Genomic DNA, 23,330 nt, shown 5'->3' on the forward strand with positions numbered 1-23,330 from the left:
TTTCGACTCCGAAAAAAATTACAACAACACGACAGGACTTTTGTGCAACGAATACACCAGAAATCTGGTGCCCATGGCGGGAATCGGACCCGCGACCTCTCCCTTACCAAGGGAGTGCTCTACCACTGAGCCACATGGGCAAGCAAAGCCTGATAATCTAGCTTTATATTTTTTAACGCATGGAGCGGGAGACGGGAATCGAACCCGCGTCATTAGCTTGGAAGGCTAGGGTTCTACCATTGAACTACTCCCGCACAGCTACACTAGCAGCTATAGCGCACTCATTTGGTGGAGGAGGCTGGATTCGAACCAGCGTAGGCGTAAGCCAACAGATTTACAGTCTGCCCCCTTTAGCCACTCGGGCACTCCTCCGTAGAGATTAGCATTGTAGCACAGCTTTTTTCAACCCCTACCAAATGGGTAGCAAATTTGAAAAAATCATAAAAAAAGCCACCCGCTCGGGTGGCTTTCGACACACATGCCCAAGGGATGTGGGTATTAACGCTTTTCGCGAAACTTGCGCAACGCTGCAATCTGGGCGGCCATGATGGCCAATTCAGACTGGGCGCGCGCCAGATCGATTTCACTTTTGGCGTTTTTTAGCGCCTCTTCGGCGGCAGCTTTGGCCTCATTGGCTTTTTCGTCGTCTAGGTCTTTGCCACGTACAGCCGTATCTGACAGCACAGTGACGCGATCGGGCTGAATCTCGAGGATGCCACCGGCCACAAAGACAAACTCTTCACTGCCATCCGCCATCTCGATACGCACCGAACCAGGCTTGATACGGGTAATCAGCGGTGTATGGCGTGGATAAACACCCAGCTCGCCAGCCTCGCCGGGCAATGCGACAAAAAGTGCCTGCCCAGAGAAGATGGACTCTTCGGCGCTGACAACGTCGACATGTATGGTGTTGGCCATCTGGATTCCTTTGGAAGTCTGCAAAAAGGGCTTTTTTCAGTGATGTCGCCGGGCAAACAGTTGCCCGGCAAACCACTTTAGGCCATCTTCTTGGCTTTCTCGAAGGCTTCGTCGATGGTACCGACCATGTAGAAGGCTTGCTCGGGCAGGTGATCGCACTCGCCGTTGACAATCATCTTGAAACCACGGATGGTTTCGGCCAGCGACACGTACTTGCCTGGGGAACCAGTGAACACTTCCGCCACATGGAAAGGCTGCGACAGGAAACGCTGGATCTTACGAGCGCGAGCCACTGTGAGCTTGTCTTCAGGGGCCAGTTCGTCCATACCCAGAATGGCGATAATGTCGCGCAGTTCTTTGTAGCGTTGCAGGGTGTTTTGCACACCACGGGCCACGGTATAGTGCTCTTCGCCGACCACTTGGGGGTCCAGCTGACGGCTGGTGGAGTCCAAGGGATCAACCGCAGGATAGATACCCAGAGCAGCGATGTCACGCGACAACACCACGGTGGAGTCCAAGTGGGCGAAGGTGGTAGCGGGCGAAGGATCGGTCAAGTCATCCGCTGGCACGTACACGGCCTGGATGGAAGTGATGGAGCCAACCTTGGTGGAGGTGATACGCTCTTGCAGACGGCCCATTTCTTCGGCCAACGTAGGCTGGTAACCCACAGCAGAAGGCATACGACCCAACAACGCGGACACTTCGGTACCGGCCAAGGTGTAACGGTAGATGTTGTCCACGAAGAACAACACGTCACGGCCTTCGTCACGGAAAGATTCCGCGATGGTCAGACCGGTCAGAGCCACACGCAAACGGTTGCCTGGAGGCTCATTCATCTGACCGTACACCATCGACACCTTGGACTCGCCCAAGTTTTCGAGGTTCACCACGCCAGAATCGGCCATTTCATGATAGAAGTCGTTCCCTTCACGGGTACGTTCACCCACACCAGCAAACACCGACAGACCGCTGTGGGCCTTAGCGATGTTGTTGATGAGTTCCATCATGTTCACGGTCTTGCCCACACCGGCACCACCGAACAGACCCACCTTACCACCCTTGGCAAACGGGCAGACCAAGTCAATCACCTTGATGCCGGTTTCCAGCAACTCTTGCGAGGGCGACAGTTCGTCGTACGCAGGTGCCTTGCGGTGAATAGAGGCAGTGAGTGCTTGATCTACGGCACCACGCTCATCAATGGGGTTGCCCAACACATCCATGATACGGCCCAGGGTGGCCTTACCGACTGGCACAGTGATGGGAGCTGCGGTGTTCGTGACCATGAGGCCACGGCGCAGGCCATCCGAAGAGCCCAGAGCAATGGTACGAACCACGCCATCGCCCAACTGTTGCTGAACTTCCAAAGTCAGTGCAGAGCCTTCGAGCTTGAGCGCATCGTAGACTTTAGGCATCTGGTCACGAGGGAACTCAACGTCCACCACGGCACCGATACACTGAACGATTTTTCCTTGAACTTGAGCCATTCTTTGCTCCAAAAATTTTTAAACCGTGACGGCGTCGCGGGTCAGACGGCAGCCGCACCAGCGACGATCTCGGAGAGTTCCTTCGTGATCGCAGCCTGACGCGTTTTGTTATAGACCAGCTTCAAGTCATTGATGACCGTGCCGGCATTGTCTGTTGCTGCCTTCATGGCCACCATGCGCGCCGATTGCTCGGATGCCATGTTTTCGGCCACTGCCTGGTAGATCAACGACTCCACATAGCGCACCAACAGATCGTCAATGACACTCTGGGCATCAGGTTCGTAGATGTAATCCCAACCGTGAGCACTGGCCTTGTCATCTGTCTGGATGGCCTCAGAAGACAGGGGCAGCAACTGCTCGACCACCGACTCCTGCTTCATGGTGTTGATAAATTTGGTGTAGCACAGGTACACCGCATTGATCTTGCCTTCAGCATACGCATCGAGCAGCACCTTCACTGGGCCAATCAATTTGTCCAAGTGAGGCGTATCTCCCAAACCGATAGCCTGAGAAACCACCTTGGCACCGACACGGTTCAGAAAGCTCAACCCTTTGTTACCAATGGCCACTGCTTCAGCAGACACCCCCACAGACTGCATTTCGCGCAGCTTGTTGGTGACTACACGCAGCACGTTGGTATTCATGCCGCCGCACAAACCCTTGTCGGTGGTGACCACAATAATGCCCGCAGCTTTGGCATCGTTCACTTGCATGAACGGATGCGTGTACTCCGGGTTGGCTTGGCTGAGATGGGCTGCAATATTGCGGATTTTTTCGCTATAGGGGCGGGCTGCACGCATCCGATCCTGCGCTTTGCGCATTTTGGATGCTGCCACCATCTCCATGGCTTTGGTGATCTTTTTGGTGTTTTCCACCGACTTGATCTTGCCGCGTATTTCCTTGCCTGCTGCCATGATGGTTCCTCGTCCGGTTTAAGCGAACGACTTCTTGAACGCTGTGATAGCAGCAGTCAATGCAGCTTCAGCATCCTTGTCCATGGCGCGGTCTTTTTCCAGCTTGTCCAACAAGGCAGCATGGCTGGTCTTGAGGAACTGATGCAGACCGCTCTCGAAGGCCAGAATCTTCTTGACTTCGATGTCGTCCATGAAACCCTTGTTCACGGCAAACAATGTAGCACCCATCAAGGAGATAGACAGGGGGCTGTACTGTGCTTGCTTGAGCAGTTCGGTCACGCGGGCACCACGGTCCAGCTGCTTGCGGGTAGCATCGTCCAGATCAGAAGCAAACTGCGCAAATGCAGCCAGTTCACGGTACTGTGCCAAGTCGGTACGGATACCACCAGACAGACCCTTGACCAGCTTGGTTTGGGCAGCACCACCGACGCGCGACACGGAGATACCGGCGTTGATAGCGGGACGCACACCGGCGTTGAACAGGCTGGTTTCCAAGAAGATCTGACCATCGGTAATGGAGATCACGTTGGTTGGCACGAAAGCAGACACGTCACCCGCTTGGGTTTCGATGATGGGCAGTGCAGTCAACGAACCTGTCTTGCCCTTGACGGCACCCTTGGTGAAGGCTTCGACGTAATCGGCATTGACACGAGCGGCACGCTCCAACAGACGGCTGTGGAGATAGAACACATCACCAGGATAAGCTTCACGACCTGGAGGACGGCGCAGCAGCAGCGACACTTGACGATAGGCCACAGCTTGCTTGGACAGATCGTCGTAAACGATCAGGGCATCTTCACCACGGTCACGGAAGTATTCACCCATCGTGCAGCCAGAATAGGCCGACACGTACTGCATAGCAGCCGACTCAGAAGCCGAAGCAGCCACGACGATGGTGTAGTCCATTGCACCGCCTTGTTCCAAGGCGCGCACCACGTTTTTGATCGAAGAGGCTTTTTGACCGATAGCGACGTAGATACAGATAACGCCTTGGCCTTTTTGCGCCAAGATAGCGTCAATCGCCACAGCGGTCTTACCTGTTTGACGGTCGCCAATGATCAATTCGCGCTGACCACGACCAATCGGCACCATCGAGTCAATCGACTTCAGGCCGGTTTGCAGAGGCTGGTCCACAGACTTACGAGCGATAACGCCCGGAGCGACCTTTTCGATCACGTCCGTCATTTTGGCGTTGATGGGGCCTTTGCCGTCGATGGGTTGACCCAAGGCATTGACCACACGACCGACCAGCTCGGGGCCAACGGGCACTTCCAAAATGCGACCGGTACACTTGACCGTATCGCCTTCAGAGATGTGCTCGTACTCGCCCAAGATCACAGCACCCACGGAGTCACGCTCCAAATTCAGCGCCAGACCGTAGGAGGGAGTGCCGTCTGCCGAAGCAGGGAACTCCAACATTTCACCCTGCATCACGTCCGACAGGCCATGAATGCGCACGATACCGTCAGACACAGACACCACAGTGCCTTGATTACGGATATCGCTGCTGGCTGCCAGCCCCTCGATGCGGCTCTTGATCAGTTCAGAAATTTCTGCGGGATTGAGTTGCATGACTCTTTCCTTCTTTCTTTGTTTAGCCGAAACCTCAAGCCGCGCGTTACGCAGTGAGGGCCGCTTTCATTTGTTCCAAACGTGCCTTGACCGAAGTGTCGAGCACTTCATCTCCCACCACGACCCGAATCCCGCCGATCAGGGACTCATCCTGCTGCATGGTGAGATTAAGCTTGCGGCCAAAGCGCTTTTCGAGCGACGCGCTCAAGTCGGCCAGTGCAGTGCTATCCACAGGGAAGGCGCTGTACACCACGGCATCAGACGAACCGCTGCTGCGATTGACCAATGCACGGAATTGCACAGCAGCTTCGGGCAAGGCATCCAGACGCCCGTTTTCAATCATGGTGCGCAAGAAGTTGCGACCCATGTCGGGCAGAACATAACGCGTCAAACCAGCGATGAGATCAAACAGCTGGTCAGAACTGACCTTGGGATTGTCTGACAACTGGCGCAGTTGGGGATCGGCGGCAATCACCGCCAGTTCCTCGACCCAAGCAGTGGCACTACCCAAGTCGACGCCTGCACCCGCCGTGCAAGCTTTGAACAGGGCTTCGGCGTAAGGGCGGGCAATGGTGGCGATTTCGGCCATGAATGCTTCCCTTACAGTTCAGTCTTGAGGCGGTTCAGCAAATCTGCATGAACACCGGCGTTGACTTCCTTACGGAGAATCTGCTCGGCGCCCTTGACAGCCAGCACAGCCACCTGCTCACGCAGTGCTTCACGGGCCTGCACCACCTGTTGCTTGGCTTCCGCCTGCGCAGCAGCAATAATTTTTTGAGCCTCTTCGCTGGCGCGGGCCTTGGCTTCTTCGACGATAGCCTGGGCACGGCGATCGGCATCAGCCAGACGGGCAGCCGTCTCATTGCGCGTCTGCGACAGTTCCTTCTCGACGCGCTGGTTGGCAGCGCTCAATTCGGACTTGGCACGGTCGGCAGCAGCGAGACCATCGGCGATTTTCTGGGCTCGTTCGTCCAGCGCCTTGACAATCGGAGGCCACACGAATTTCATCGTGAACAGCACCAGAATCAAGAAGACGATGGCCTGAACGAACAGGGTCGCGTTGATACTCACGGCAACACCTTTCTATTTGGGCGTTGATCGGAGATTAAGCCAGAACGAAGGGGTTGGCAAAAGCGAACAGCAGGGCAATAGCCACACCAATCAGGAAGGCCGCATCGATCAGACCAGCCAAGATGAACATCTTGGTTTGCAGTTCGTTGATCAGCTCAGGTTGACGTGCCGAAGCTTCCAGAAACTTGCCGCCCATCAAAGCGATACCGATGGAAGCGCCGATAGCACCCAGACCAACGATCAGACCACAAGCCAGAGCGACGAGACCGAGAATGTTTTCCATGATGACTCCTGATGTAAAAAAGAAAGGTTAAGAAAGGAAAGGGAAATGGTCAGTGGGCTTCATGCGCTTGGCCGAGATAAATCAGCGTCAGCATCATGAAAATGAAGGCTTGCAGGGTAATGATCAGGATGTGGAAGATGGCCCAGATCGAACCTGCAATGATGTGCCCCACAGGGAGCAACACACCGGAAAGCGACATGGCAGCAGCACCACCCATCAGGGCAATCAGCATGAACACCAACTCACCAGCGTACATGTTGCCAAACAACCGCATACCATGCGAGACCGTCTTGGCAACGTATTCAATGATCTGCATCAGCAGATTGACCACACCCAAAATGAGGGCGAAGACAGGATTTTTGCTGGTGCCGAAGGGAGCAGTCACCAGTTCATGTGTCCAGCCACCCAGACCTTTGATCTTGACGCTATAGATCAGGCAGAGCACCAGCACGGCAGAAGACAGGCCCAAAGTAGTGGACAAGTCGGCGGTAGGCACGACACGCAGATAGGCATGGTGGGGGTCATGACCCGCAGCACCATAGATCTGCGCCCAAATGGCAGGCAGCAAATCAACAGGCAGCAAATCCATAGCGTTCATCAAGAAAATCCAGACAAACACGGTCAGAGCCAGTGGAGCGATGAATTTGCGACTTTCAGCATTGTGGATGTTGGCCTTGGCTTGGTTGTCTACCATTTCGACCAGCAGCTCGACCGCTGCTTGGAAACGACCTGGCACACCTGAAGTTGCCGCGCGCGCCCCCAGCCACAAGAGGAAAAGACCAAGCGCCCCAATAGTGACACTGATGATCACGGAGTCGTAGTTGACCACCGAAAAATCAATAATGGACTTTTGCTTGATATTTTGAAGGTGCTGCAAGTGGTGAACGATGTATTCACTTGCAGTCGGAGCGTGCGCATCTGCGGCCATCGGACAACTCTTCTCTTAATCAATCGGTTTTTCGGACACTGGACTGCACCATGAGCGCAATCCAGTACGTTTTCATCGTCACCACCATGCCAGCCAACAAGGCCAACCAATTTAACTGCGCGACCACCCGAGGTGCAGCAGCCAACATGGCTACGGTGAGCACAATCTTGACCAACTCCCAGACAAAGAACCCCACCATGGCGCTTCCCGCGGATTTGGCGAATCTCTGGCGACCCATGCCGCGCGCAAACAGCACCGCAGGAATCACCACAGCAAACGCGCCATACGCAGCCGACCAGGCTATTGCAGCTTTACCGGAAATCAGCTTGGCCAACAAAGCCACCAGCACGCCAACCAGCACCTGAATGGCGATGACACGCCACACCGACACCGCCGGATGGCGCTGACGCCACACCTGCGCTTCTTCTGCACTCAGGGGCTTGAAGTCTGACTCTTCGGCCTCAGCTTCTGTATCGAACGGGGCGATTGTTTTCATCGTTTTACCCCTCACGTAACAGACTGAAACCTTCACAAAGCCCCTGATTATAAGTAAAAACCCCCGTGTGCGACAAATTATCTGTTGCACAGGTGGCTTTGCTATGCCTATTGCGGGGCTGACACGAACACCTGACGCCTTGCCTAGATAGCATGAGGGCACCGCAGTACCGCTTTGGTTGTGCAACTACCGCACAATTAGATGGTGACTTCTAAGCTATCTGCCGAGACTACCTGATGACCATTACTTCTGGCTTGCACACATCCTCCCCCACCAACAACCCACGTGCGGACTCACTGATTGAATATCCCAGCCTGTTTCCAATCAAAGTGATGGGACTCAAAGTGGATGACCTGCTGCCCGCCGTGACCCGCTTGGCACTGCAGTTCGATCCTTTTTTCGATGCCACAGCCGTGGAGCTGCGCGAGAGCAGTGGGGGCAAATACTTGGGCATCACTATCACCATTACTGCCACCAGCCGCGAGCAATTGGATGGCTTGTATTACGCCCTGACAGCGCACCCACTGGTGAAGGTGGTGCTCTGAAATGTCGGCCACAGACATTGCCTTGCGCTGGCTAGGCCACATACCGTATCTGGACAGCTATCAGGCCATGCAAGACTTCACGGCAGCACGCACTGCCGAGCAAGCCGATGAAATCTGGTTGTGTGAGCATCCAGCCACTTTTACGCAAGGCTTGGCAGGGCAGGCAGGACATTTGCTCACACCTGGTGAGATTCCCGTGGTGAGCACCAATCGGGGTGGACAGGTCACATTTCACGGCCCCGGCCAAGTGGTGGCTTATCCGCTGATCAATCTGCAACGGGCGGGCTACTATGTAAAGGAGTACGTCTATCGGATTGAGGAGGCCGTGATTCGCACCTTGGCGCACTTTGGGGTAACAGGCCACCGCGTAGCGGGCGCTCCTGGTATTTATGTGCGTCTGGATGATCCCCACAGCCATGCACAACTGCCACAGCGCCCACAAAAACGCGACGATGGCAGCGCCCCCACGCCAGACTTTGCTGGACTGGGCAAAATTGCGGCATTAGGGATCAAGGTTAGCCGCCACTGCACCTACCATGGCGTGGCACTGAATGTAGCAATGGATCTGAGCCCCTTTGCACGGATCAACCCCTGTGGCTACGCAGGTTTGCAAACCGTGGATTTTTCTACAATCGGCATCCACATCACCTGGGACGAAGCAGCACAGGTACTGGCCCATCAGCTCAGTACCCGGCTGGCCCCCTGAACTGTCTACCAGCCATGAGCACTCCTGAAGTCGTGCGCGAAGCACAATCTGCCGAAAATTACAACCCGCTGGCCAAGCAAAAGGCTGCGGCCAAGCTGTCGCGCATTCCGATCAAGGTGGAGCAAGCAGAGGTACTGAAAAAGCCAGAGTGGATTCGCGTCAAGGCCGGATCAGCCAGCAGCCGCTTTTACGAAATCAAAGACATTTTGCGCGAGCACAAGCTGCACACCGTGTGTGAGGAAGCCAGCTGCCCCAACATAGGCGAGTGCTTTGGCAAGGGCACCGCCACCTTCATGATCATGGGTGATAAATGCACGCGCCGCTGCCCATTCTGTGATGTGGGTCATGGTCGCCCCGACCCACTGGATAAGCAAGAGCCACTGAACTTGGCTAAAACGATTGCCGCACTCCGGCTGAAATATGTCGTCATCACCAGCGTGGATCGCGACGATTTGCGCGATGGTGGCAGCGGCCATTTTGTCGAGTGTATTCAGCATATCCGCCAACTGTCACCCCAGACACAAATTGAAATTTTGGTGCCTGATTTTCGGGGCCGTGATGATCGGGCGCTGGAAATTTTGAAGGCTGCACCGCCCGATGTGATGAACCATAACTTGGAAACGGCACCGCGCTTATACAAAGAGGCCCGACCCGGTTCAGACTACCAGTTCAGCTTGAATCTCCTCAAAAAGTTCAAGGCCTCGCATCCCAATGTGCCCACCAAGAGCGGCATCATGGTGGGACTGGGTGAAACCGATGAGGAGATCTTGCAAGTGATGCAAGACATGCGCGCCCACAACATCGATATGTTGACGATTGGCCAATATCTGGCCCCCAGTAACAGCCATTTGCCGGTGCGCCGTTACGTGCATCCCGACACGTTCAAGATGTTTGAGGAAAAGGCCTACGAAATGGGCTTTAGCCATGCAGCAGTGGGAGCGATGGTGCGTTCTAGCTACCACGCTGACCAACAAGCGCACGCCGCTGGGGTGTAGCCCCCATGGCCTACTAGAGTTCGGGCTTTAATGACCCAGCAGCAGTGCTGGCTCCTCTGCCTCCAACACCTGCTGCGCCCAAGGAGTGAGCTTGCGGGTGTCGGCTCGCAAAATTTCTTGCTTAACCGCCAAAATCTGCGCCGGGTGCATAGAGAAGCTGCGTAGCCCCAAGCCCAGCAACAAGCGGGTCATGCCGACATCACCAGCAGTTTCACCGCAAACCGACACGCTCTTGCCTTGGGCTTGGCATTCAGCGATCACTTCAGCCACCAAACGCAGCACGGCTGGATGGAGTGGATCGTATAAATGCGAAACCGACTCGTCAGCCCGGTCAATGGCCAAGGTGTACTGGATCAGATCGTTGGTGCCAATGGAGAGAAAGTCAAAATAGCGCAAAAAGGTGCGCACAATCAGTGCTGCCGCAGGCACTTCGACCATAGCCCCCAATCGCACGGGGCCATACGCTTGGCCGCGTGCATCCAATTCTGCCTTGGCAAGCTCCACTTGGGCCAATGTTTGGCGAATCTCACCCACATGGGCGAGCATGGGAAACAACAAATTGATTTTGCCATGTGCAGCAGCACGCAACAATGCACGCAATTGCACGCGGAACATGGCCGGATCAGCCAAACTCCAGCGAATGGCCCGCAAGCCCAATGCTGGGTTCAGGTGGTCGTCTTTGTGGGCTTTGTCTAACGGCTTGTCAGCCCCTACATCAATCGTACGGATGGTGACAGGCAGGCCTTGCATTCCTTCCAACGCATCACGGTAAGCTTGGTACTGCTCCTCTTCGGCGGGCAGGTTGCCGTGGCGGCCCATAAAGAGGAACTCGGTACGAAACAACCCCACCCCCACAGCACCCGCACGCACAGCACTGGCAGCATCGGCGGGCTGTTCAATATTGGCCAACAATTCGACCTTTTGTCCATCAAGGGTGATGGAGGGCGTATGCCGCAGACGGGCTAGACGTTCTCGCTCCAATTCAATCTGCCGCTGGCGATAACCGTACTCGGCCAGAATGATGGGGGATGGGTCCACAATGACCACCCCAGCATCGCCATCAATGATGACCCAATCATCTTGGCGCACCAGTTGGCTGGCCATGCGGGCGCCCACAACGGCAGGAATGTCCATGCTGCGCGCCACAATGGCAGTGTGCGAAGTCTTGCCCCCTACATCGGTGACAAAACCAGCAAAAACACTGGTCTTGAATTGAAGCATGTCAGCCGGCGAGAGGTCGTGCGCCACGAGCACCAAGGGCACATCCATGCCATCTTCAAGCAACAGATCTTGCTGGGTTTTGCGTCGGGATGTGTCGGATACCGGTGGCACCACGGGCTGGGCCACTCCCTGCATCGTGCGCAGAATTCGCTCTACCACTTGCTCCAGATCTGCCTTGCGCTCGCGCAGGTAAGGGTCTTCCATCTCGTCAAATTGGCGACAGATGACATCTAGCTGCGTCGTCAGAGCCCACTCGGCGTTGTAGAGGCGCTCTGTGATCCAATGTTTGACCCCAATGCTCAGTACCTCGTCATTGAGCAACAACAAATGCACTTCCAGCAACGCAGCCAACTCATGAGGAGCGTCTGCGGGCATGGTGTCCAACAACCGCTGCAGCTCTTCTGCCACCGTATCACGGCCCTGGCGCACCCGTGCAATCTCGGAGTCAACCTGGGTTGAATCGATAAAGTAGTGTGCCACTTCGACACGGCTGGAGCCAACCAACACGGCCCGCCCAATGGCAATGCCACGGGCCACCACGAGCCCAGGAACGGAAAATGTCATGGAAAATCTGCCTCTCTGGCCCCAGCCAGGGCCAATGTGCTGATGGAAACAGGCGCAGACGGCACGCTGCTCACTGCCCCTCACCAAACTTGTCGGCAATCAGTGCCAGCAAGGCGTCCATCGCTTCTTGTTCTCGCTCACCGTTGGTCTCGATTTCCACTTCAGAACCAATGCCCGCGGCCAACATCATGACCCCCATGATGCTTTTGGCATTGATACGGCGGCTGCCTTTACTCATCCACACTTCACAAGGAAAACTGCCAGCCAGCTTGGTGAGTTTGGCCGAGGCACGGGCATGCAAGCCCAGTTTATTGACAATAGTAGTGGGGGTTTTGATCATGCGAACACTCAAAGAATTCAGGGCGCGTGGACATCGACTTGCATCACGCCTTGGGTGCCCCCGACCACAGCCCGTTGCACCAGGGCATCCAAAGGCTCAGCCCGATAACAAACCGCCCGCAAAAGCATGGGTAAATTGACGCCAGTGATCAAGCGCGTCTGTGGACATTGCTGGACTAATCGCTGGGCGATGTTGCTTGGAGTAGCGCCAAACACATCGGTGAGCACCAAGGTAGAAGACTGGCCTACGGGCTGTAGTAACTGCACCGCTTGGGCTAGGGTGTCTTGGGGATCGGCATCTGGCAACACGTCTAACGCCAGCACACTATCGCCACAATCGGCCAGCACATGCAGGGCACACTCACGCAGGGCATAAGCCAACGGGGCATGGGCAATCAAAAGGATGCGCGTACTCATAAGGGGGGATCTGTGCGGTCTGGTACGCACATTATGGCTGCGCCCAGAACGAAGGCGGCTGAAGCCATGTCCAGTTCCTTGTGGGGATTTTGCCGTGCAAGGCAAGCACTAGCGCACAATCGCCCACAGATGTTTTAGCGGATCGATGGGTATGCAAATCAAAAAAACCGTCTGGGCTCTGGTAGTGGCCGCCGTGGTGGGCACAGGCACTTGGGTAGCCTGGGATACGGGTCAGGCACCAGTGCCAGAATCTACCTTTGTGCTGTTGGATGGCTCTCAGCGCACCAGTGCCGATTTGCGCGGCAAGGTGACGCTGGTGAATTTTTGGGCCACCAGTTGCACCACCTGTGTAGCAGAGATGCCTTCTTTGGTAGCCACCCACCAGAAATACCAAGGCCAAGGCTTTGACACTCTGGCGATTGCCATGAGCTATGACCCACCCCAGTATGTGCTTAATTTTGCACAGTCACGCCAACTGCCCTTCAAGGTGGCGCTGGATCACACGGGTGCGGTGGCCAAAGCCTGGGGGGACGTGCGCCTGACACCCACGACTTATCTGGTCAACAAGCGGGGGGAAATCGTCAAAAGCTATGTCGGGACACCAGATTTTGCCAATTTGCACCAACTGATCGAGAAGCTGTTGGCAGAAACCTAACCCAGCGGTTTACTTGTCTTTAAACGCGTCGTGGCAGGCCTTGCACGTCTGTGCTGCTGGGCCGAAGGCTACCTTGAGTTGGGCCAAATCACCCGTTTTAGCCGCAGCAGCCAGCTTGGTGGTTTCGGTCAACAGTTTGTCGGCATGCTCTTTGAACTTAGCCTGCTCAGTCCAGACTTCAGGTTTGGCCTTGGTGGGTGCGCCTTTGTCAGTACCTGGGCCAAAACCTGCACCCGGCAATTTGGCCAAAGTAGCGACCAATTCGGCATTGTCTTGGGCGATCTTGGCATCAAATGGGACTTTGCCATTGACCATAGCACCGATGCGGCTGAAGTGTTGCCCCAGCACAAAGAAGCTGGACTGACGGTACTTGATAGCATCTTCTGCCTTGGCAAACTGGGCAGCAGCGGGAACAGCAGCTGTAGCAGCGACGGCCGCCAGAGCGAACAGGGCAAGGGTTTTTTTCATCGTGGAGTCCTCAGCGTGTTAAAACGAAAAGAGACTTCAGTATCGCCTGCACTGGTCACGGCTGCATGAAAACCGGACTTTTTCAGTCCCCCAAATGAGGCTGTGGCTTGGATATGCCACACTTTGCTGCCAACATTTGCCGTTTTCCATCCATGCAGAACAAGCACACGGTTCGTATTTGGGATCTTCCCACGCGTATTTTTCACTGGCTACTGGCCGCCTGCACGATTGCGTTGGTCATCAGTGCCAAAGTGGGCGGCAATGCGATGCTCTGGCATTTCCGGTTGGGCTATGTGGTGCTAACCCTGTTGATGTTCCGGCTGATCTGGGGCTTGGTTGGTGGACATTGGTCTCGTTTTGCAGCATTTTTGTATTCACCCGCCCGAGTACTGCGCTATCTGCGCGGACAAGGCACGGCAGAAGACAATGCCGGCCATACCCCACTGGGGGCGCTGTCGGTGTTTGGCCTCTTGGGCATGCTGGCCTTGCAGGTGGGCAGTGGCCTGTTCAGTGATGATGAGATTGCATTTGCGGGCCCCCTGACCCGTTTTGTGTCTGGTGATTGGGTGGGGCTGGCAACAGGGCTGCACAAAGAGGTAGGCCAGTATCTGGTCATGACATTGGTGGCTTTGCACCTGCTGGCGATTGCCTTCTATGGCGTGGTCAAAAAACTATCTTTGGTACGCCCCATGATCACAGGAGACAAAACAGTGACAACGCCCGTGATATCGGCCCGCGACGACGCCATGTCACGTCTGATGGCACTGGCGATTTTGCTGCTGTGCAGCGCGGTCACGGCCTGGATTGTTGGTCTGGGCGGTTAGACCGACTGTCTATTTTTGCCCTGCACTGCCGGAGTTGTTATGGATACCCCCAGCGTCACCCTCTCAAGTATTTGCACAGCACAAGACTATGACATCGTGCGTGCATTGTTTGAAGAGTATGCCCACAGCCTGAACGTAGATTTGTGCTTTCAGGACTTTGCCACCGAACTGCAGACCCTGCCAGGTGCCTACGCACCGCCACGCGGTGGATTGTTGCTGGCACGGGTGGATGGTGCCGTGGCCGGGTGCTGTGCTTTGCGCCCGTTGGATGCCGCAGACTATCCGAATGCCGCTGAGATGAAGCGGCTCTATGTACGCAAAGCCTTTCGGGGTTTTGGCTTGGGCCGCCAGCTCACCGAGGGTATTTTGGATGTCGCTCGTCAGGCGGGTTATGCCTGTGTGCTACTCGACACCCTGGACGAAATGGAATCGGCCCGTGCGCTGTATGCCGATTTGGGGTTTGAGGAGATCCCCCCCTACTACCATAACCCCATTGCCGGATCACACTACCTCAAGGTGGACATCTGACGGGCCCAGCCGCCCTTATTTTTGTAACCAGCGGGCCACATCCCGGGCGAAGTAGGTCAACACACCATCGGCACCAGCGCGTTTGAAGGCCAACAGCGACTCCATCATCACCGCATCGTGGTCTAGCCAGCCGTGGGCCGCTGCCGCCTTGATCATGGCATATTCGCCCGAAACTTGGTAGGCAAAGGTGGGCACATGAAACTCGTCTTTGACGCGACGCACAATGTCCAGGTAGGGCATGCCAGGTTTGACCATCACCATATCAGCGCCCTCGGCAATATCCAGGGCCACTTCGCGCAGGGCTTCATCCGTGTTGCCTGGGTCCATCTGATACACATTTTTATCGGCCTTGCCCAACGCACCGCGGGTGCCTACAGCATCGCGAAACGGGCCATAAAAGGCACTGGCATATTTGGCACTGTAGGCCATGATGCGGGTATGGACATGGCCTTGGGCCTCTAAGGCTTGGCGCACCGCGCCAATACGCCCATCCATCATGTCGCTGGGGGCCACGATGTCCACCCCCGCCGCGGCATGGGCCAGTGCCTGCCCCGTCAGGATCGCCACCGTGGCATCGTTGAGGATATAGCCAGTTTCATCCAACACGCCATCTTGGCCGTGGCTGGTATAAGGATCCAGGGCCACATCGGTCATCACACCCAAGTCGGGAAACTCTTGCTTGAGAGCACGCACCACGCGCGGAATCAATCCATCGGGATTGAGCGCCTCTTTGCCATCAGGGGTTTTGAGTGCTGGGTCAATTGCAGGAAACAACGCCAACACCGGAATGCCCAATTGAACGCAATCTTCGGCCACAGGCAGCAGCAAATCCAGACTGAGTCGGTCTACGCCGGGCATGGAAGGCACAGCCTGATGGATGCGTTGACCCTCATGAACAAACACGGGGTAAATCAGGTCGTGAACGGTCACCCTGTGCTCACGCACCAGATTACGGGTGAAGCTGTCACGGCGCAGACGCCGAGGGCGACTGACAGGAAAAGGGGTAGGACTGGAGAGATGCATGGGGAAAATTGTGCCCCATTAAACTGCCACCATGCTCTGGATCAAATCGTTTCACATCATCTTTGTAGCCAGCTGGTTTGCTGGTCTGTTCTACCTGCCTCGTATTTTTGTCAATTTGGCTATGGTGACGCCCGGATCGGTGGCCGAGCGTGAACGCCTGTTGCTGATGGCCCGCAAATTGTTGCGCTTTACCACGCTACTGGCTGTGCCAGCCATCGGCCTTGGGCTATGGCTGTGGATAGGTTATGGCATTGGCTGGGGGCCGGGCAATGGTTGGATGCACGCCAAACTGACCTTGGTGGCGCTGGTGCTAGGCTATCACCATGCCTGTGGCGTGCTATTGCGCAAGTTGGTGAACGGCAGTTGTCAGCGCAGCCACCGCTGGTTTCGTTGGTTCAATGAAATACCTGTGTTGTTATTGACGGCAATTGTCGTGCTGGTGGTGGTCAAACCCTTCTGAGGCCCATGCCCCAGACCCTACCGCACAAAACGGTGGCCTGGCCGCTGGCACAGGTTTATGCTGCGCTGATCGTTTTTGCTAGCCTGTTTCCTTTTGCAGGCTGGCGAGCGCAAGGAATTGCGCCCGAGGTTTTTCTGCTGGCCCGTCTGCCACCACCGTACTGGACACGGTTTGACATCGCCATCAATGTTGTGGGTTATGCCCCATTGGGTTTCTTGCTGGCACTGGCCTTGCTGCGCACCGGCTGGCCACGCAGTGCCATGCCACTGGCAGCGGTGGGCGCCACCCTGCTGTCACTGCTGATGGAGTTTTTGCAGATTTATCTGCCCCAGCGTGTGCCATCCAACTTGGATCTACTGCTCAATGCCAGCGGTGCCCTACTAGGTGCCTTGCTGGCAACGCTGCTGGAGCGCCTCGGGGCCATTGACCGCTGGGGGCGCTTTCGCGCCCGTTGGTTTATACCCGAGGCACATGGTGCCTTGGTGCTATTGGCGCTGTGGCCCTGGGCATTGCTGTTTCCTGCGGCTGAGCCGTTTGGTCTAGGGCAAGTACTGGAACGGCTAGAAGCGGCACTCGGCCAGTTGCTGGAAGACTCGGCCTTTCTTCACTGGCTACCCCAGCGGCTAGAGCCACTACAAGTACTCTCCCCGGCTGCAGAACTATTGTGTGTCGCACTGGGGTTGTTGGTGCCCTGTTTGCTGGCCTATGGCATCATTCCACACATTGGTCGGCGGGCGATTTTGGCACTTTTGGGCGCGGCCATTGGCGTCAGTGTGACTGCCCTGTCCGCAGCACTCAGTTATGGGCCAGCCCATGCGTGGGAATGGCTCAACACCCCAGTGGTGGCGGGTATCTGGGTTGGGTTGGCATTGGCGGCCCTACTCCTCTGGTTACCACGACGCGCCTGCGCTGTTGCACTGATGCTGGTGCTCACGCTGCATCTGAGCCTGCTCAACAATGCCCCTACCAGCGCCTATTTTGCGCAAACACTGCAAGCTTGGGAGCAAGGCCGTTTCATCCGCTTTTTTGGCCTCGGCCAATGGCTGGGCTGGCTCTGGCCCTATGCCACACTGGTCTATGTGTTGTTACAAGCCTCCCGCAGAGACACCAATTCCTAGAATGATGCCACTATGAGTACAACCCCCCCACCCCACACCACGGGCTATTTTGCTCGCCATATCTTCTTTTGCCTCAATGAGCGCGACAACGGCCAGGACTGCTGCGCCCGACATGGCGCACAGGCAGCATTTGAACATTGCAAAAATCTGGTCAAGCAAGCAGGTCTGGCCGGCCCCGGTCAAGTACGGGTGAACAAGGCCGGTTGCCTAGACCGCTGCGCCGCAGGCCCAGTGGCCGTGGTCTACCCTGAAGGCACTTGGTACAGCTATGTAGATACCAGTGACATTGATGAGATCGTCGAATCACACCTCAAAAACGGCAAAGTGGTCGAACGCCTGCTCACTGCGCCAGAACTGGGCCGTTGATACAGCTGCACACCACCATGAACGCTCACACAGAACGTCTGACGCTGCATGGCGCGGCCGGTGCCATCCAGGCACTGCGTGACCAAGCCACTGTCACAGCCGGGCAAAGCCCGCGTGGCGTGGCCATCATCGCCCATCCCCATCCTTTGTTTGGTGGCACTATGGACAACAAGGTAGTCCAGACCTTGGCCAGGGCATTTGTCCATTCGGGCTGGACAGCAGTGCGTTTTAATTTTCGGGGCGTTGGCGACAGTGCAGGCGTCCACGACCACGGTACAGGCGAAGCGCAAGACTTGCTCTCTGTGGTGGAACAAGTCGCCCCCGATGGCCCCATCGCACTGGCCGGTTTTTCGTTCGGTTCTTTTGTCACCAGTCATGCGCTGGCGGCTCTGTGGCCCCAACGAGCCATTGAACAGATCGTGCTGGTAGGCACCGCCACCAGTCGCTTTCAGGTAGCCCCTATTCCCCCAGAAGCCCATCTGCGTACCTTGGTCATCCACGGTGAACATGATGATACGGTGCCCCTGTCCACCGTCATGGACTGGGCACGCCCCCAAACCCTACCCGTGACCGTGGTTCCTGGTGGCGGCCATTTCTTTCACGGACAATTGGGCTTATTGAAAAATCTGGTCGTGCGCCACCTGCACAGCACACCTTGACTCCCCTGTTGGATTGCTGGCCCACTATTGTTTGGGCCGCCTTGCCTTGATCCCCTGCCTATGAAATCCCTGCTGAATACGCTTCGTTCTCTGGTCTTGGCCGCAGCGTTGACACCCGCCGCGCTGCTGGCACAAATCCAGACGCCCCAACCCCCCGAAATTGCGGCACGCAACTACCTGTTGGTCGATGTCACGGCCAACCAGATTCTGGCGTCCAAAGACATTGATACCCCCATCGAACAGGCATCGCTCACCAAGTTAATGACGGCCTATTTGGTGTTTGATGCTCTGCGGGCCAAAAAAATCACCCTGCAACAAAAACTGCCAGTGAGTGAGCGTGCTTGGAAAATGCCTGGCTCGCGCATGTTCATCGACCCCAAAATGCAGGTGCCTATCGATGATCTGCTCAAGGGCATGATCATCCAATCGGGCAACGATGCCACCATGGCTTTGGCAGAAGGCGTAGGCGGCACAGTCGAGAACTTTGTCCGGCTGATGAATGAGCAGGCCAAAGCTTTGGGTATGAGCAACACCAGCTACAAAAATCCCGAAGGCCTGACCGAACCAGGACACCTCACCACCGCCCGCGATCTGAGCACACTGGCCACGCGGCTGCTCACCGACTTTCCCGAGCACCTGCACTATTACTCCACCAAGCAGTACCGCTACGAGGGGACGCCCGCCTCCAACAGCAATAACCGCAATCTGCTGTTGTTTCGTGACCCCACCGTCGACGGCCTCAAAACCGGCCACACCAATGCCGCCGGCTACTGTCTAGTAGCCACAGCCAAGCGGGACTTTCCCAATGTGGGCCAGCGCCGTTTGGTCTCCATTGTGTTGGGCACCAGCAGCGAAAATGCCCGTGCCAACGAAAGCCAAAAACTGCTCAACTGGGGCTATACCGCCTACGATGCCATCAAGCTGTTTGATAGCAACCAAGCTGTAGCCACCCCCACCGTCTGGAAAGGCAGTGCCAACAGTGTGAAGATGGGACGCCCTGAAGGCATTGTCGTTGCAGTGCCCTCAGGCAGTTCTGGCAAAGTCAGCACCCAAATCGCGCACCAAGATCCATTGATGGCACCTTTGGCCAAAGGCCAACCCATTGGCACACTCAAGGTGCTGCTAGGCGAACAAACTGTGCGTGAAGTCCCCTTGCTGGCCCTGGACGGCATAGAACAAGCAGGCATATTGGGTCGGGCATGGGATGCCATTCGCCTGTGGATCAATAAGGGTTTTTGCTTGCCTTGCAGCCCAGTGGCTGCTACATTGGAAGGCTTTTCGGAAATTCCGAAGGGATTCACGTTTTCGTTTTACGTTTAGGGACGACATTCATGCCAACCATTAACCAGCTCGTGCGTCACGGGCGCGAGGTCGAAAAGACCAAATCCAAGAGCCCGGCGATGGAAAACTCGCCACAACGCCGTGGCGTGTGTACCCGTGTGTACACCACCACTCCCAAGAAGCCTAACTCCGCTTTGCGTAAGGTTGCCAAGGTGCGCCTGACCAACGGTTTTGAGGTCATCTCCTACATCGGCGGTGAAGGCCACAACCTGCAAGAGCACAGCGTGGTGCTGGTGCGCGGCGGTCGTGTCAAGGACTTGCCCGGTGTGCGTTACCACATCGTGCGCGGTTCGCTCGACTTGCAAGGCGTGAAAGACCGCAAGCAATCGCGCTCCAAGTACGGTGCCAAGAAGCCCAAGGCCAAATAAGCCCTGCGCTTTTTTAGCAAGAACCATCGGTGTTTGATGCGTCTGGCAGACGTTCAAACAGAGTGACCCCAAGCGCAATATTTGCGTGGGTCGAGTAAGTGGGAGTCCTGATTGGCTCTCGCGGTATCTGAAAAGATGCCAACTGAAGCAAATTTAGAGGTGCAATATGCCACGTCGTCGCGAAGTCCCCAAACGTGAAATCCTGCCGGATCCTAAGTTCGGCAATGTAGAGCTGTCCAAATTCATGAACGTGATCATGGAAGGCGGCAAAAAGGCAGTGGCCGAGCGCATCATTTATGGCGCGCTGGAACTGATCGAAAAGAAGAACCCCGACAAAGACCCTCTGGAAGCCTTCGTTGTTGCCATCAACAACGTCAAGCCCCTGGTGGAAGTCAAGTCCCGCCGCGTCGGTGGTGCCAACTACCAAGTGCCCGTCGAAGTGCGCCCCGTACGTCGTCTGGCCCTGTCGATGCGCTGGATCAAAGAAGCCGCCCGCAAGCGTGGCGAGAAGTCGATGGCCCAACGTCTGGCCAACGAACTGCTGGAAGCCACCGAAGGCCGTGGCGGCGCCATGAAAAAGCGTGACGAAGTTCACCGCATGGCCGAAGCCAACAAGGCATTTAGCCACTTCCGCTTCTAAGCAATTGATCTGAAGTCTCGGTCAACATACAAGGCTGCTGGCATTTTTGCCTGCGGCCTTGTTCTGGTTGAGGCGGTCACAAAATTTTCGGGCTGCGATGCAATCATGTGTGGCCTGACTCCCCTGTAAACACGACCCATCAAGGATTCACCATGGCTCGCAAGACCCCCATTGAGCGCTACCGCAATATCGGTATCTCTGCCCACATTGACGCTGGCAAAACCACCACCACCGAACGTATCCTGTTCTACACCGGCGTGAGCCACAAGATTGGTGAAGTGCATGATGGCGCGGCCACCATGGACTGGATGGAACAAGAGCAAGAGCGCGGCATCACCATCACTTCCGCTGCTACCACTTGCTTCTGGAAGGGTATGGACAACTCCTACCCCGAGCACCGCTTCAACATCATCGACACCCCCGGCCACGTGGACTTCACCATTGAAGTGGAACGTTCCATGCGCGTGCTCGACGGCGCTTGCATGGTTTACTGCGCTGTGGGTGGCGTGCAGCCCCAATCCGAAACCGTGTGGCGTCAAGCCAACAAGTACAAAGTGCCCCGTCTGGCCTTTGTGAACAAAATGGACCGTACTGGTGCCAACTTCTTCAAGGTCTATGACCAAATGAAGCTGCGCCTGAAGGCCAACCCCGTGCCCGTGGTGATTCCAATCGGTGCCGAAGAAAACTTCAAGGGCGTGGTTGACCTGCTGAAGATGCAAGCCATTTTCTGGGACGAAGCCTCCCAAGGCATGAAGTTCAACTACGAAGCCATCCCCGCTGACCTGGTGGAATCCGCCAAAGAATGGCGCGAAAAGATGGTTGAAGCCGCTGCCGAAGCCTCTGAAGAACTGATGAACAAGTACCTCGAAGAAGGCGACTTGTCTGAAGAAGAAATCAAGCTGGGCCTGCGCACCCGTACCATCGCTACAGAAATCCACCCGATGCTGTGCGGTACTGCGTTCAAGAACAAGGGCGTGCAGCGTATGCTCGACGCCGTGATCGACTACCTGCCCTCGCCCGTGGACATCCCACCCGTGGCCGGTACCGATGAAGACGAGCAAGAAACCAGCCGCAAGGCCGATGACAGCGAGAAGTTCTCCGCGCTGGCCTTCAAGCTGATGACCGACCCGTTCGTTGGTCAGCTGACCTTCGTGCGCGTGTATTCTGGCGTGCTGACCAAGGGCGATACCGTCTACAACCCCGTCAAGGGCAAGAAAGAACGTATCGGCCGTATCGTGCAAATGCACGCCAATGACCGCCAAGAAGTCGAAGAAATTCGCGCCGGTGACATCGCTGCTTGCGTGGGCCTGAAAGAAGTGACCACTGGTGAAACCCTGTGTGCCACCGATGCCATCGTTACGCTCGAACGCATGGTGTTCCCCGAGCCTGTGATTTCGCAAGCTGTCGAGCCCAAGACCAAGGCCGACCAAGAAAAAATGGGCATCGCCCTGCAACGCTTGGCCGCTGAAGATCCATCCTTCCGCGTCAAGACCGACGAAGAATCGGGCCAAACCATCATTTCCGGTATGGGCGAACTGCACCTGGAAATTATTGTTGACCGCATGAAGCGCGAATTTGGCGTGGAAGCCAACGTCGGCAAGCCCCAAGTGGCCTACCGCGAAACCATCCGCAAGACCATCGAAGAAGCCGAAGGCAAGTTCGTGCGTCAGTCCGGTGGTAAGGGCCAGTACGGCCACGTTGTGCTCAAGATTGAACCCAACGAAGCAGGCAAGGGCATTGAGTTCGTTGACGCCATCAAGGGCGGTGTGGTGCCACGCGAGTTCATCCCTGCGGTGGAAAAGGGTATCAACGAAGCCGTTACCCAAGGCGTGCTGGCCAACTATCCCGTGGTCGATGTCAAGGTCACACTGCACTTTGGTTCGTACCACGATGTGGACTCGAACGAATTGGCGTTCAAGATGGCTGCCATCTTCGGCTTCAAGGAAGGCTGTAAGAAGGCCAACCCCGTCATCTTGGAACCCATGATGGCTGTGGAAGTAGAAACCCCCGAAGACTACGCCGGCAACGTGATGGGCGACTTGTCCAGCCGTCGCGGCATGGTGCAAGGCATGGACGACATCCCAGGTGGCGGCAAAGCCATCCGTGCTGAAGTGCCGCTGTCCGAAATGTTCGGCTACTCCACCACCCTGCGCTCGGCCACCCAAGGCCGCGCCACCTACTCGATGGAATTCAAGCACTACAGCGAAGCACCCCGCAACGTGTCTGAAGCCATCATGGCCGCCCGCGCCAAATAATCTTGGCCCACTTGGGTGGTTTGCACCTGCTTGTCCGGTACAACCCGCCCAGCCCACTGCAAAGTTTTTTGCAATCTGCGATCCGGTGCCGCCCCGTTGTCTGTGCAGGGCGAAACAGCAATCGGATGCAGACGTTAAACCACTACACAGGCAACGCTCTTTGGAGAAATTG

27 protein-coding genes, 3 tRNA genes and 1 pseudogene are annotated in these 23,330 nt (G+C 56.1%); 14 read left to right on the plus strand and 17 right to left on the minus strand.

The features are described 5' to 3' along the window. Window positions 1-65: 65 nt before the first annotated feature. The 12 genes from ACYVB2_RS15090 to ACYVB2_RS15145 all read right to left on the minus strand — a co-directional run bounded on the left by ACYVB2_RS15090 (window position 66) and on the right by ACYVB2_RS15145 (window position 7,666). Window positions 66-140 (minus strand) — tRNA-Thr (locus tag ACYVB2_RS15090). Window positions 141-180: 40 nt separating this feature from the next. Then, window positions 181-254 (minus strand) — tRNA-Gly (locus ACYVB2_RS15095). Between the two features lie 32 nt (window positions 255-286). Continuing rightward, window positions 287-372: transfer RNA gene (locus ACYVB2_RS15100), tRNA-Tyr, on the minus strand. Window positions 373-498: 126 nt separating this feature from the next. Then, window positions 499-918, minus strand: a complete 420-nt coding sequence (locus tag ACYVB2_RS15105; protein ID WP_382434884.1) for a F0F1 ATP synthase subunit epsilon — start codon at window positions 916-918, stop codon at window positions 499-501. Window positions 919-995: 77 nt separating this feature from the next. Next, window positions 996-2,402 (minus strand): F0F1 ATP synthase subunit beta, encoded by a 1,407-nt coding sequence (gene atpD, locus ACYVB2_RS15110; RefSeq protein WP_382434882.1) that lies wholly within the window; start codon window positions 2,400-2,402, stop codon window positions 996-998. A 41-nt stretch (window positions 2,403-2,443) separates the two neighbouring features. Then, window positions 2,444-3,316 (minus strand): F0F1 ATP synthase subunit gamma, encoded by an 873-nt coding sequence (atpG, locus tag ACYVB2_RS15115; RefSeq protein WP_382434880.1) that lies wholly within the window; start codon window positions 3,314-3,316, stop codon window positions 2,444-2,446. An 18-nt stretch (window positions 3,317-3,334) separates the two neighbouring features. Beyond that, window positions 3,335-4,888 carry a F0F1 ATP synthase subunit alpha gene (gene atpA, locus ACYVB2_RS15120; protein ID WP_382434878.1) on the minus strand — a complete coding sequence of 518 codons (1,554 nt, stop codon included), beginning with the start codon at window positions 4,886-4,888 and terminating at the stop codon, window positions 3,335-3,337. Window positions 4,889-4,934: 46 nt separating this feature from the next. Next, window positions 4,935-5,477, minus strand: a complete 543-nt coding sequence (locus ACYVB2_RS15125) for a F0F1 ATP synthase subunit delta (RefSeq protein ID WP_382434876.1) — start codon at window positions 5,475-5,477, stop codon at window positions 4,935-4,937. 11 nt (window positions 5,478-5,488) lie between these two features. Continuing rightward, window positions 5,489-5,959 carry a F0F1 ATP synthase subunit B gene (locus ACYVB2_RS15130; protein ID WP_300073417.1) on the minus strand — a complete coding sequence of 157 codons (471 nt, stop codon included), beginning with the start codon at window positions 5,957-5,959 and terminating at the stop codon, window positions 5,489-5,491. Between the two features lie 34 nt (window positions 5,960-5,993). Beyond that, the gene (atpE, locus tag ACYVB2_RS15135; protein WP_091458130.1) at window positions 5,994-6,242 is read right to left on the minus strand and encodes a F0F1 ATP synthase subunit C; all 249 of its coding nucleotides are present in this window, start codon (window positions 6,240-6,242) and stop codon (window positions 5,994-5,996) included. A gap of 49 nt (window positions 6,243-6,291) precedes the next feature. Continuing rightward, complete coding sequence (atpB, locus tag ACYVB2_RS15140) at window positions 6,292-7,170, minus strand: F0F1 ATP synthase subunit A (RefSeq protein WP_382434873.1); 879 nt, start codon at window positions 7,168-7,170, stop codon at window positions 6,292-6,294. 19 nt (window positions 7,171-7,189) lie between these two features. Further along, on the minus strand, window positions 7,190-7,666 hold the full coding sequence (locus ACYVB2_RS15145) for an ATP synthase subunit I (RefSeq protein WP_382434871.1): 477 nt from the start codon (window positions 7,664-7,666) through the stop codon (window positions 7,190-7,192). A gap of 236 nt (window positions 7,667-7,902) precedes the next feature. Here ACYVB2_RS15145 and ACYVB2_RS15150 point away from each other — a divergent pair, with 236 nt between their 5' ends. Genes ACYVB2_RS15150 through lipA form a run of 3 tightly spaced genes read left to right on the plus strand, consistent with a single transcriptional unit; the run spans window position 7,903 to window position 9,912 of the window. Beyond that, window positions 7,903-8,211, plus strand: coding sequence for a YbeD family protein (locus ACYVB2_RS15150; RefSeq protein WP_382434869.1), 309 nt, complete (start codon window positions 7,903-7,905; stop codon window positions 8,209-8,211). Window position 8,212: 1 nt separating this feature from the next. Beyond that, window positions 8,213-8,917 (plus strand): lipoyl(octanoyl) transferase LipB, encoded by a 705-nt coding sequence (lipB, locus tag ACYVB2_RS15155; RefSeq protein ID WP_382434867.1) that lies wholly within the window; start codon window positions 8,213-8,215, stop codon window positions 8,915-8,917. A 14-nt stretch (window positions 8,918-8,931) separates the two neighbouring features. Further along, window positions 8,932-9,912, plus strand: a complete 981-nt coding sequence (gene lipA / locus ACYVB2_RS15160; protein ID WP_382434865.1) for a lipoyl synthase — start codon at window positions 8,932-8,934, stop codon at window positions 9,910-9,912. Window positions 9,913-9,939: 27 nt separating this feature from the next. Here the strand turns inward: lipA and ptsP are convergent, their stop codons facing one another. From ptsP to ACYVB2_RS15175, 3 genes are all read right to left on the minus strand, one after another. Further along, window positions 9,940-11,697 carry a phosphoenolpyruvate--protein phosphotransferase gene (gene ptsP, locus ACYVB2_RS15165; RefSeq protein ID WP_382434863.1) on the minus strand — a complete coding sequence of 586 codons (1,758 nt, stop codon included), beginning with the start codon at window positions 11,695-11,697 and terminating at the stop codon, window positions 9,940-9,942. Between the two features lie 70 nt (window positions 11,698-11,767). After that, window positions 11,768-12,037: an HPr family phosphocarrier protein gene (locus ACYVB2_RS15170; protein ID WP_382434861.1), complete on the minus strand. Its 270-nt coding sequence runs from the start codon at window positions 12,035-12,037 to the stop codon at window positions 11,768-11,770. A 17-nt stretch (window positions 12,038-12,054) separates the two neighbouring features. Beyond that, on the minus strand, window positions 12,055-12,453 hold the full coding sequence (locus tag ACYVB2_RS15175; RefSeq protein ID WP_382434859.1) for a PTS sugar transporter subunit IIA: 399 nt from the start codon (window positions 12,451-12,453) through the stop codon (window positions 12,055-12,057). Between the two features lie 151 nt (window positions 12,454-12,604). Here ACYVB2_RS15175 and ACYVB2_RS15180 point away from each other — a divergent pair, with 151 nt between their 5' ends. Then, a complete protein-coding gene (locus ACYVB2_RS15180) occupies window positions 12,605-13,108 on the plus strand; it encodes a TlpA disulfide reductase family protein (RefSeq protein ID WP_382434857.1) in 504 nt (167 codons plus the stop codon). 9 nt (window positions 13,109-13,117) lie between these two features. Here the strand turns inward: ACYVB2_RS15180 and ACYVB2_RS15185 are convergent, their stop codons facing one another. After that, complete coding sequence (locus tag ACYVB2_RS15185) at window positions 13,118-13,576, minus strand: c-type cytochrome (RefSeq protein WP_382434856.1); 459 nt, start codon at window positions 13,574-13,576, stop codon at window positions 13,118-13,120. Between the two features lie 152 nt (window positions 13,577-13,728). On the opposite strand from ACYVB2_RS15185, the gene ACYVB2_RS15190 reads away from it, so the two are divergent. Both ACYVB2_RS15190 and ACYVB2_RS15195 read left to right on the plus strand, forming a co-directional pair. Further along, window positions 13,729-14,400, plus strand: coding sequence for a cytochrome b/b6 domain-containing protein (locus tag ACYVB2_RS15190; RefSeq protein ID WP_382434853.1), 672 nt, complete (start codon window positions 13,729-13,731; stop codon window positions 14,398-14,400). A 39-nt stretch (window positions 14,401-14,439) separates the two neighbouring features. After that, window positions 14,440-14,928 carry a GNAT family N-acetyltransferase gene (locus ACYVB2_RS15195; RefSeq protein WP_382434847.1) on the plus strand — a complete coding sequence of 163 codons (489 nt, stop codon included), beginning with the start codon at window positions 14,440-14,442 and terminating at the stop codon, window positions 14,926-14,928. Window positions 14,929-14,943: 15 nt separating this feature from the next. On the opposite strand, the gene hemB is transcribed toward ACYVB2_RS15195, so the two are convergent. Further along, window positions 14,944-15,951 carry a porphobilinogen synthase gene (hemB, locus tag ACYVB2_RS15200; RefSeq protein ID WP_382434843.1) on the minus strand — a complete coding sequence of 336 codons (1,008 nt, stop codon included), beginning with the start codon at window positions 15,949-15,951 and terminating at the stop codon, window positions 14,944-14,946. Window positions 15,952-15,982: 31 nt separating this feature from the next. On the opposite strand from hemB, the gene ACYVB2_RS15205 reads away from it, so the two are divergent. From ACYVB2_RS15205 to fusA, 8 genes and pseudogenes are all read left to right on the plus strand, one after another. Continuing rightward, the gene (locus tag ACYVB2_RS15205; RefSeq protein ID WP_382434841.1) at window positions 15,983-16,411 is read left to right on the plus strand and encodes a CopD family protein; all 429 of its coding nucleotides are present in this window, start codon (window positions 15,983-15,985) and stop codon (window positions 16,409-16,411) included. A gap of 5 nt (window positions 16,412-16,416) precedes the next feature. Further along, a complete protein-coding gene (locus ACYVB2_RS15210) occupies window positions 16,417-17,529 on the plus strand; it encodes a VanZ family protein (RefSeq protein WP_382434839.1) in 1,113 nt (370 codons plus the stop codon). A gap of 12 nt (window positions 17,530-17,541) precedes the next feature. After that, window positions 17,542-17,895: a (2Fe-2S) ferredoxin domain-containing protein gene (locus ACYVB2_RS15215; RefSeq protein ID WP_382434837.1), complete on the plus strand. Its 354-nt coding sequence runs from the start codon at window positions 17,542-17,544 to the stop codon at window positions 17,893-17,895. Window positions 17,896-17,912: 17 nt separating this feature from the next. Beyond that, window positions 17,913-18,554 carry an alpha/beta hydrolase gene (locus tag ACYVB2_RS15220; RefSeq protein ID WP_382434835.1) on the plus strand — a complete coding sequence of 214 codons (642 nt, stop codon included), beginning with the start codon at window positions 17,913-17,915 and terminating at the stop codon, window positions 18,552-18,554. 60 nt (window positions 18,555-18,614) lie between these two features. Further along, window positions 18,615-19,778: pseudogene (locus tag ACYVB2_RS15225) on the plus strand (D-alanyl-D-alanine carboxypeptidase family protein); the annotation flags it as partial. A 107-nt stretch (window positions 19,779-19,885) separates the two neighbouring features. After that, the gene (gene rpsL / locus ACYVB2_RS15230) at window positions 19,886-20,263 is read left to right on the plus strand and encodes a 30S ribosomal protein S12 (RefSeq protein ID WP_056266875.1); all 378 of its coding nucleotides are present in this window, start codon (window positions 19,886-19,888) and stop codon (window positions 20,261-20,263) included. 166 nt (window positions 20,264-20,429) lie between these two features. Then, window positions 20,430-20,903 (plus strand): 30S ribosomal protein S7, encoded by a 474-nt coding sequence (gene rpsG / locus ACYVB2_RS15235; RefSeq protein ID WP_091458297.1) that lies wholly within the window; start codon window positions 20,430-20,432, stop codon window positions 20,901-20,903. 152 nt (window positions 20,904-21,055) lie between these two features. Next, entirely contained in the window at window positions 21,056-23,158 is a 2,103-nt protein-coding gene (gene fusA, locus ACYVB2_RS15240; RefSeq protein WP_382434826.1) for an elongation factor G, read from the plus strand. Window positions 23,159-23,330: the final 172 nt, after the last annotated feature.

The sequence above is a fragment of the Giesbergeria giesbergeri genome (assembly GCF_054779375.1).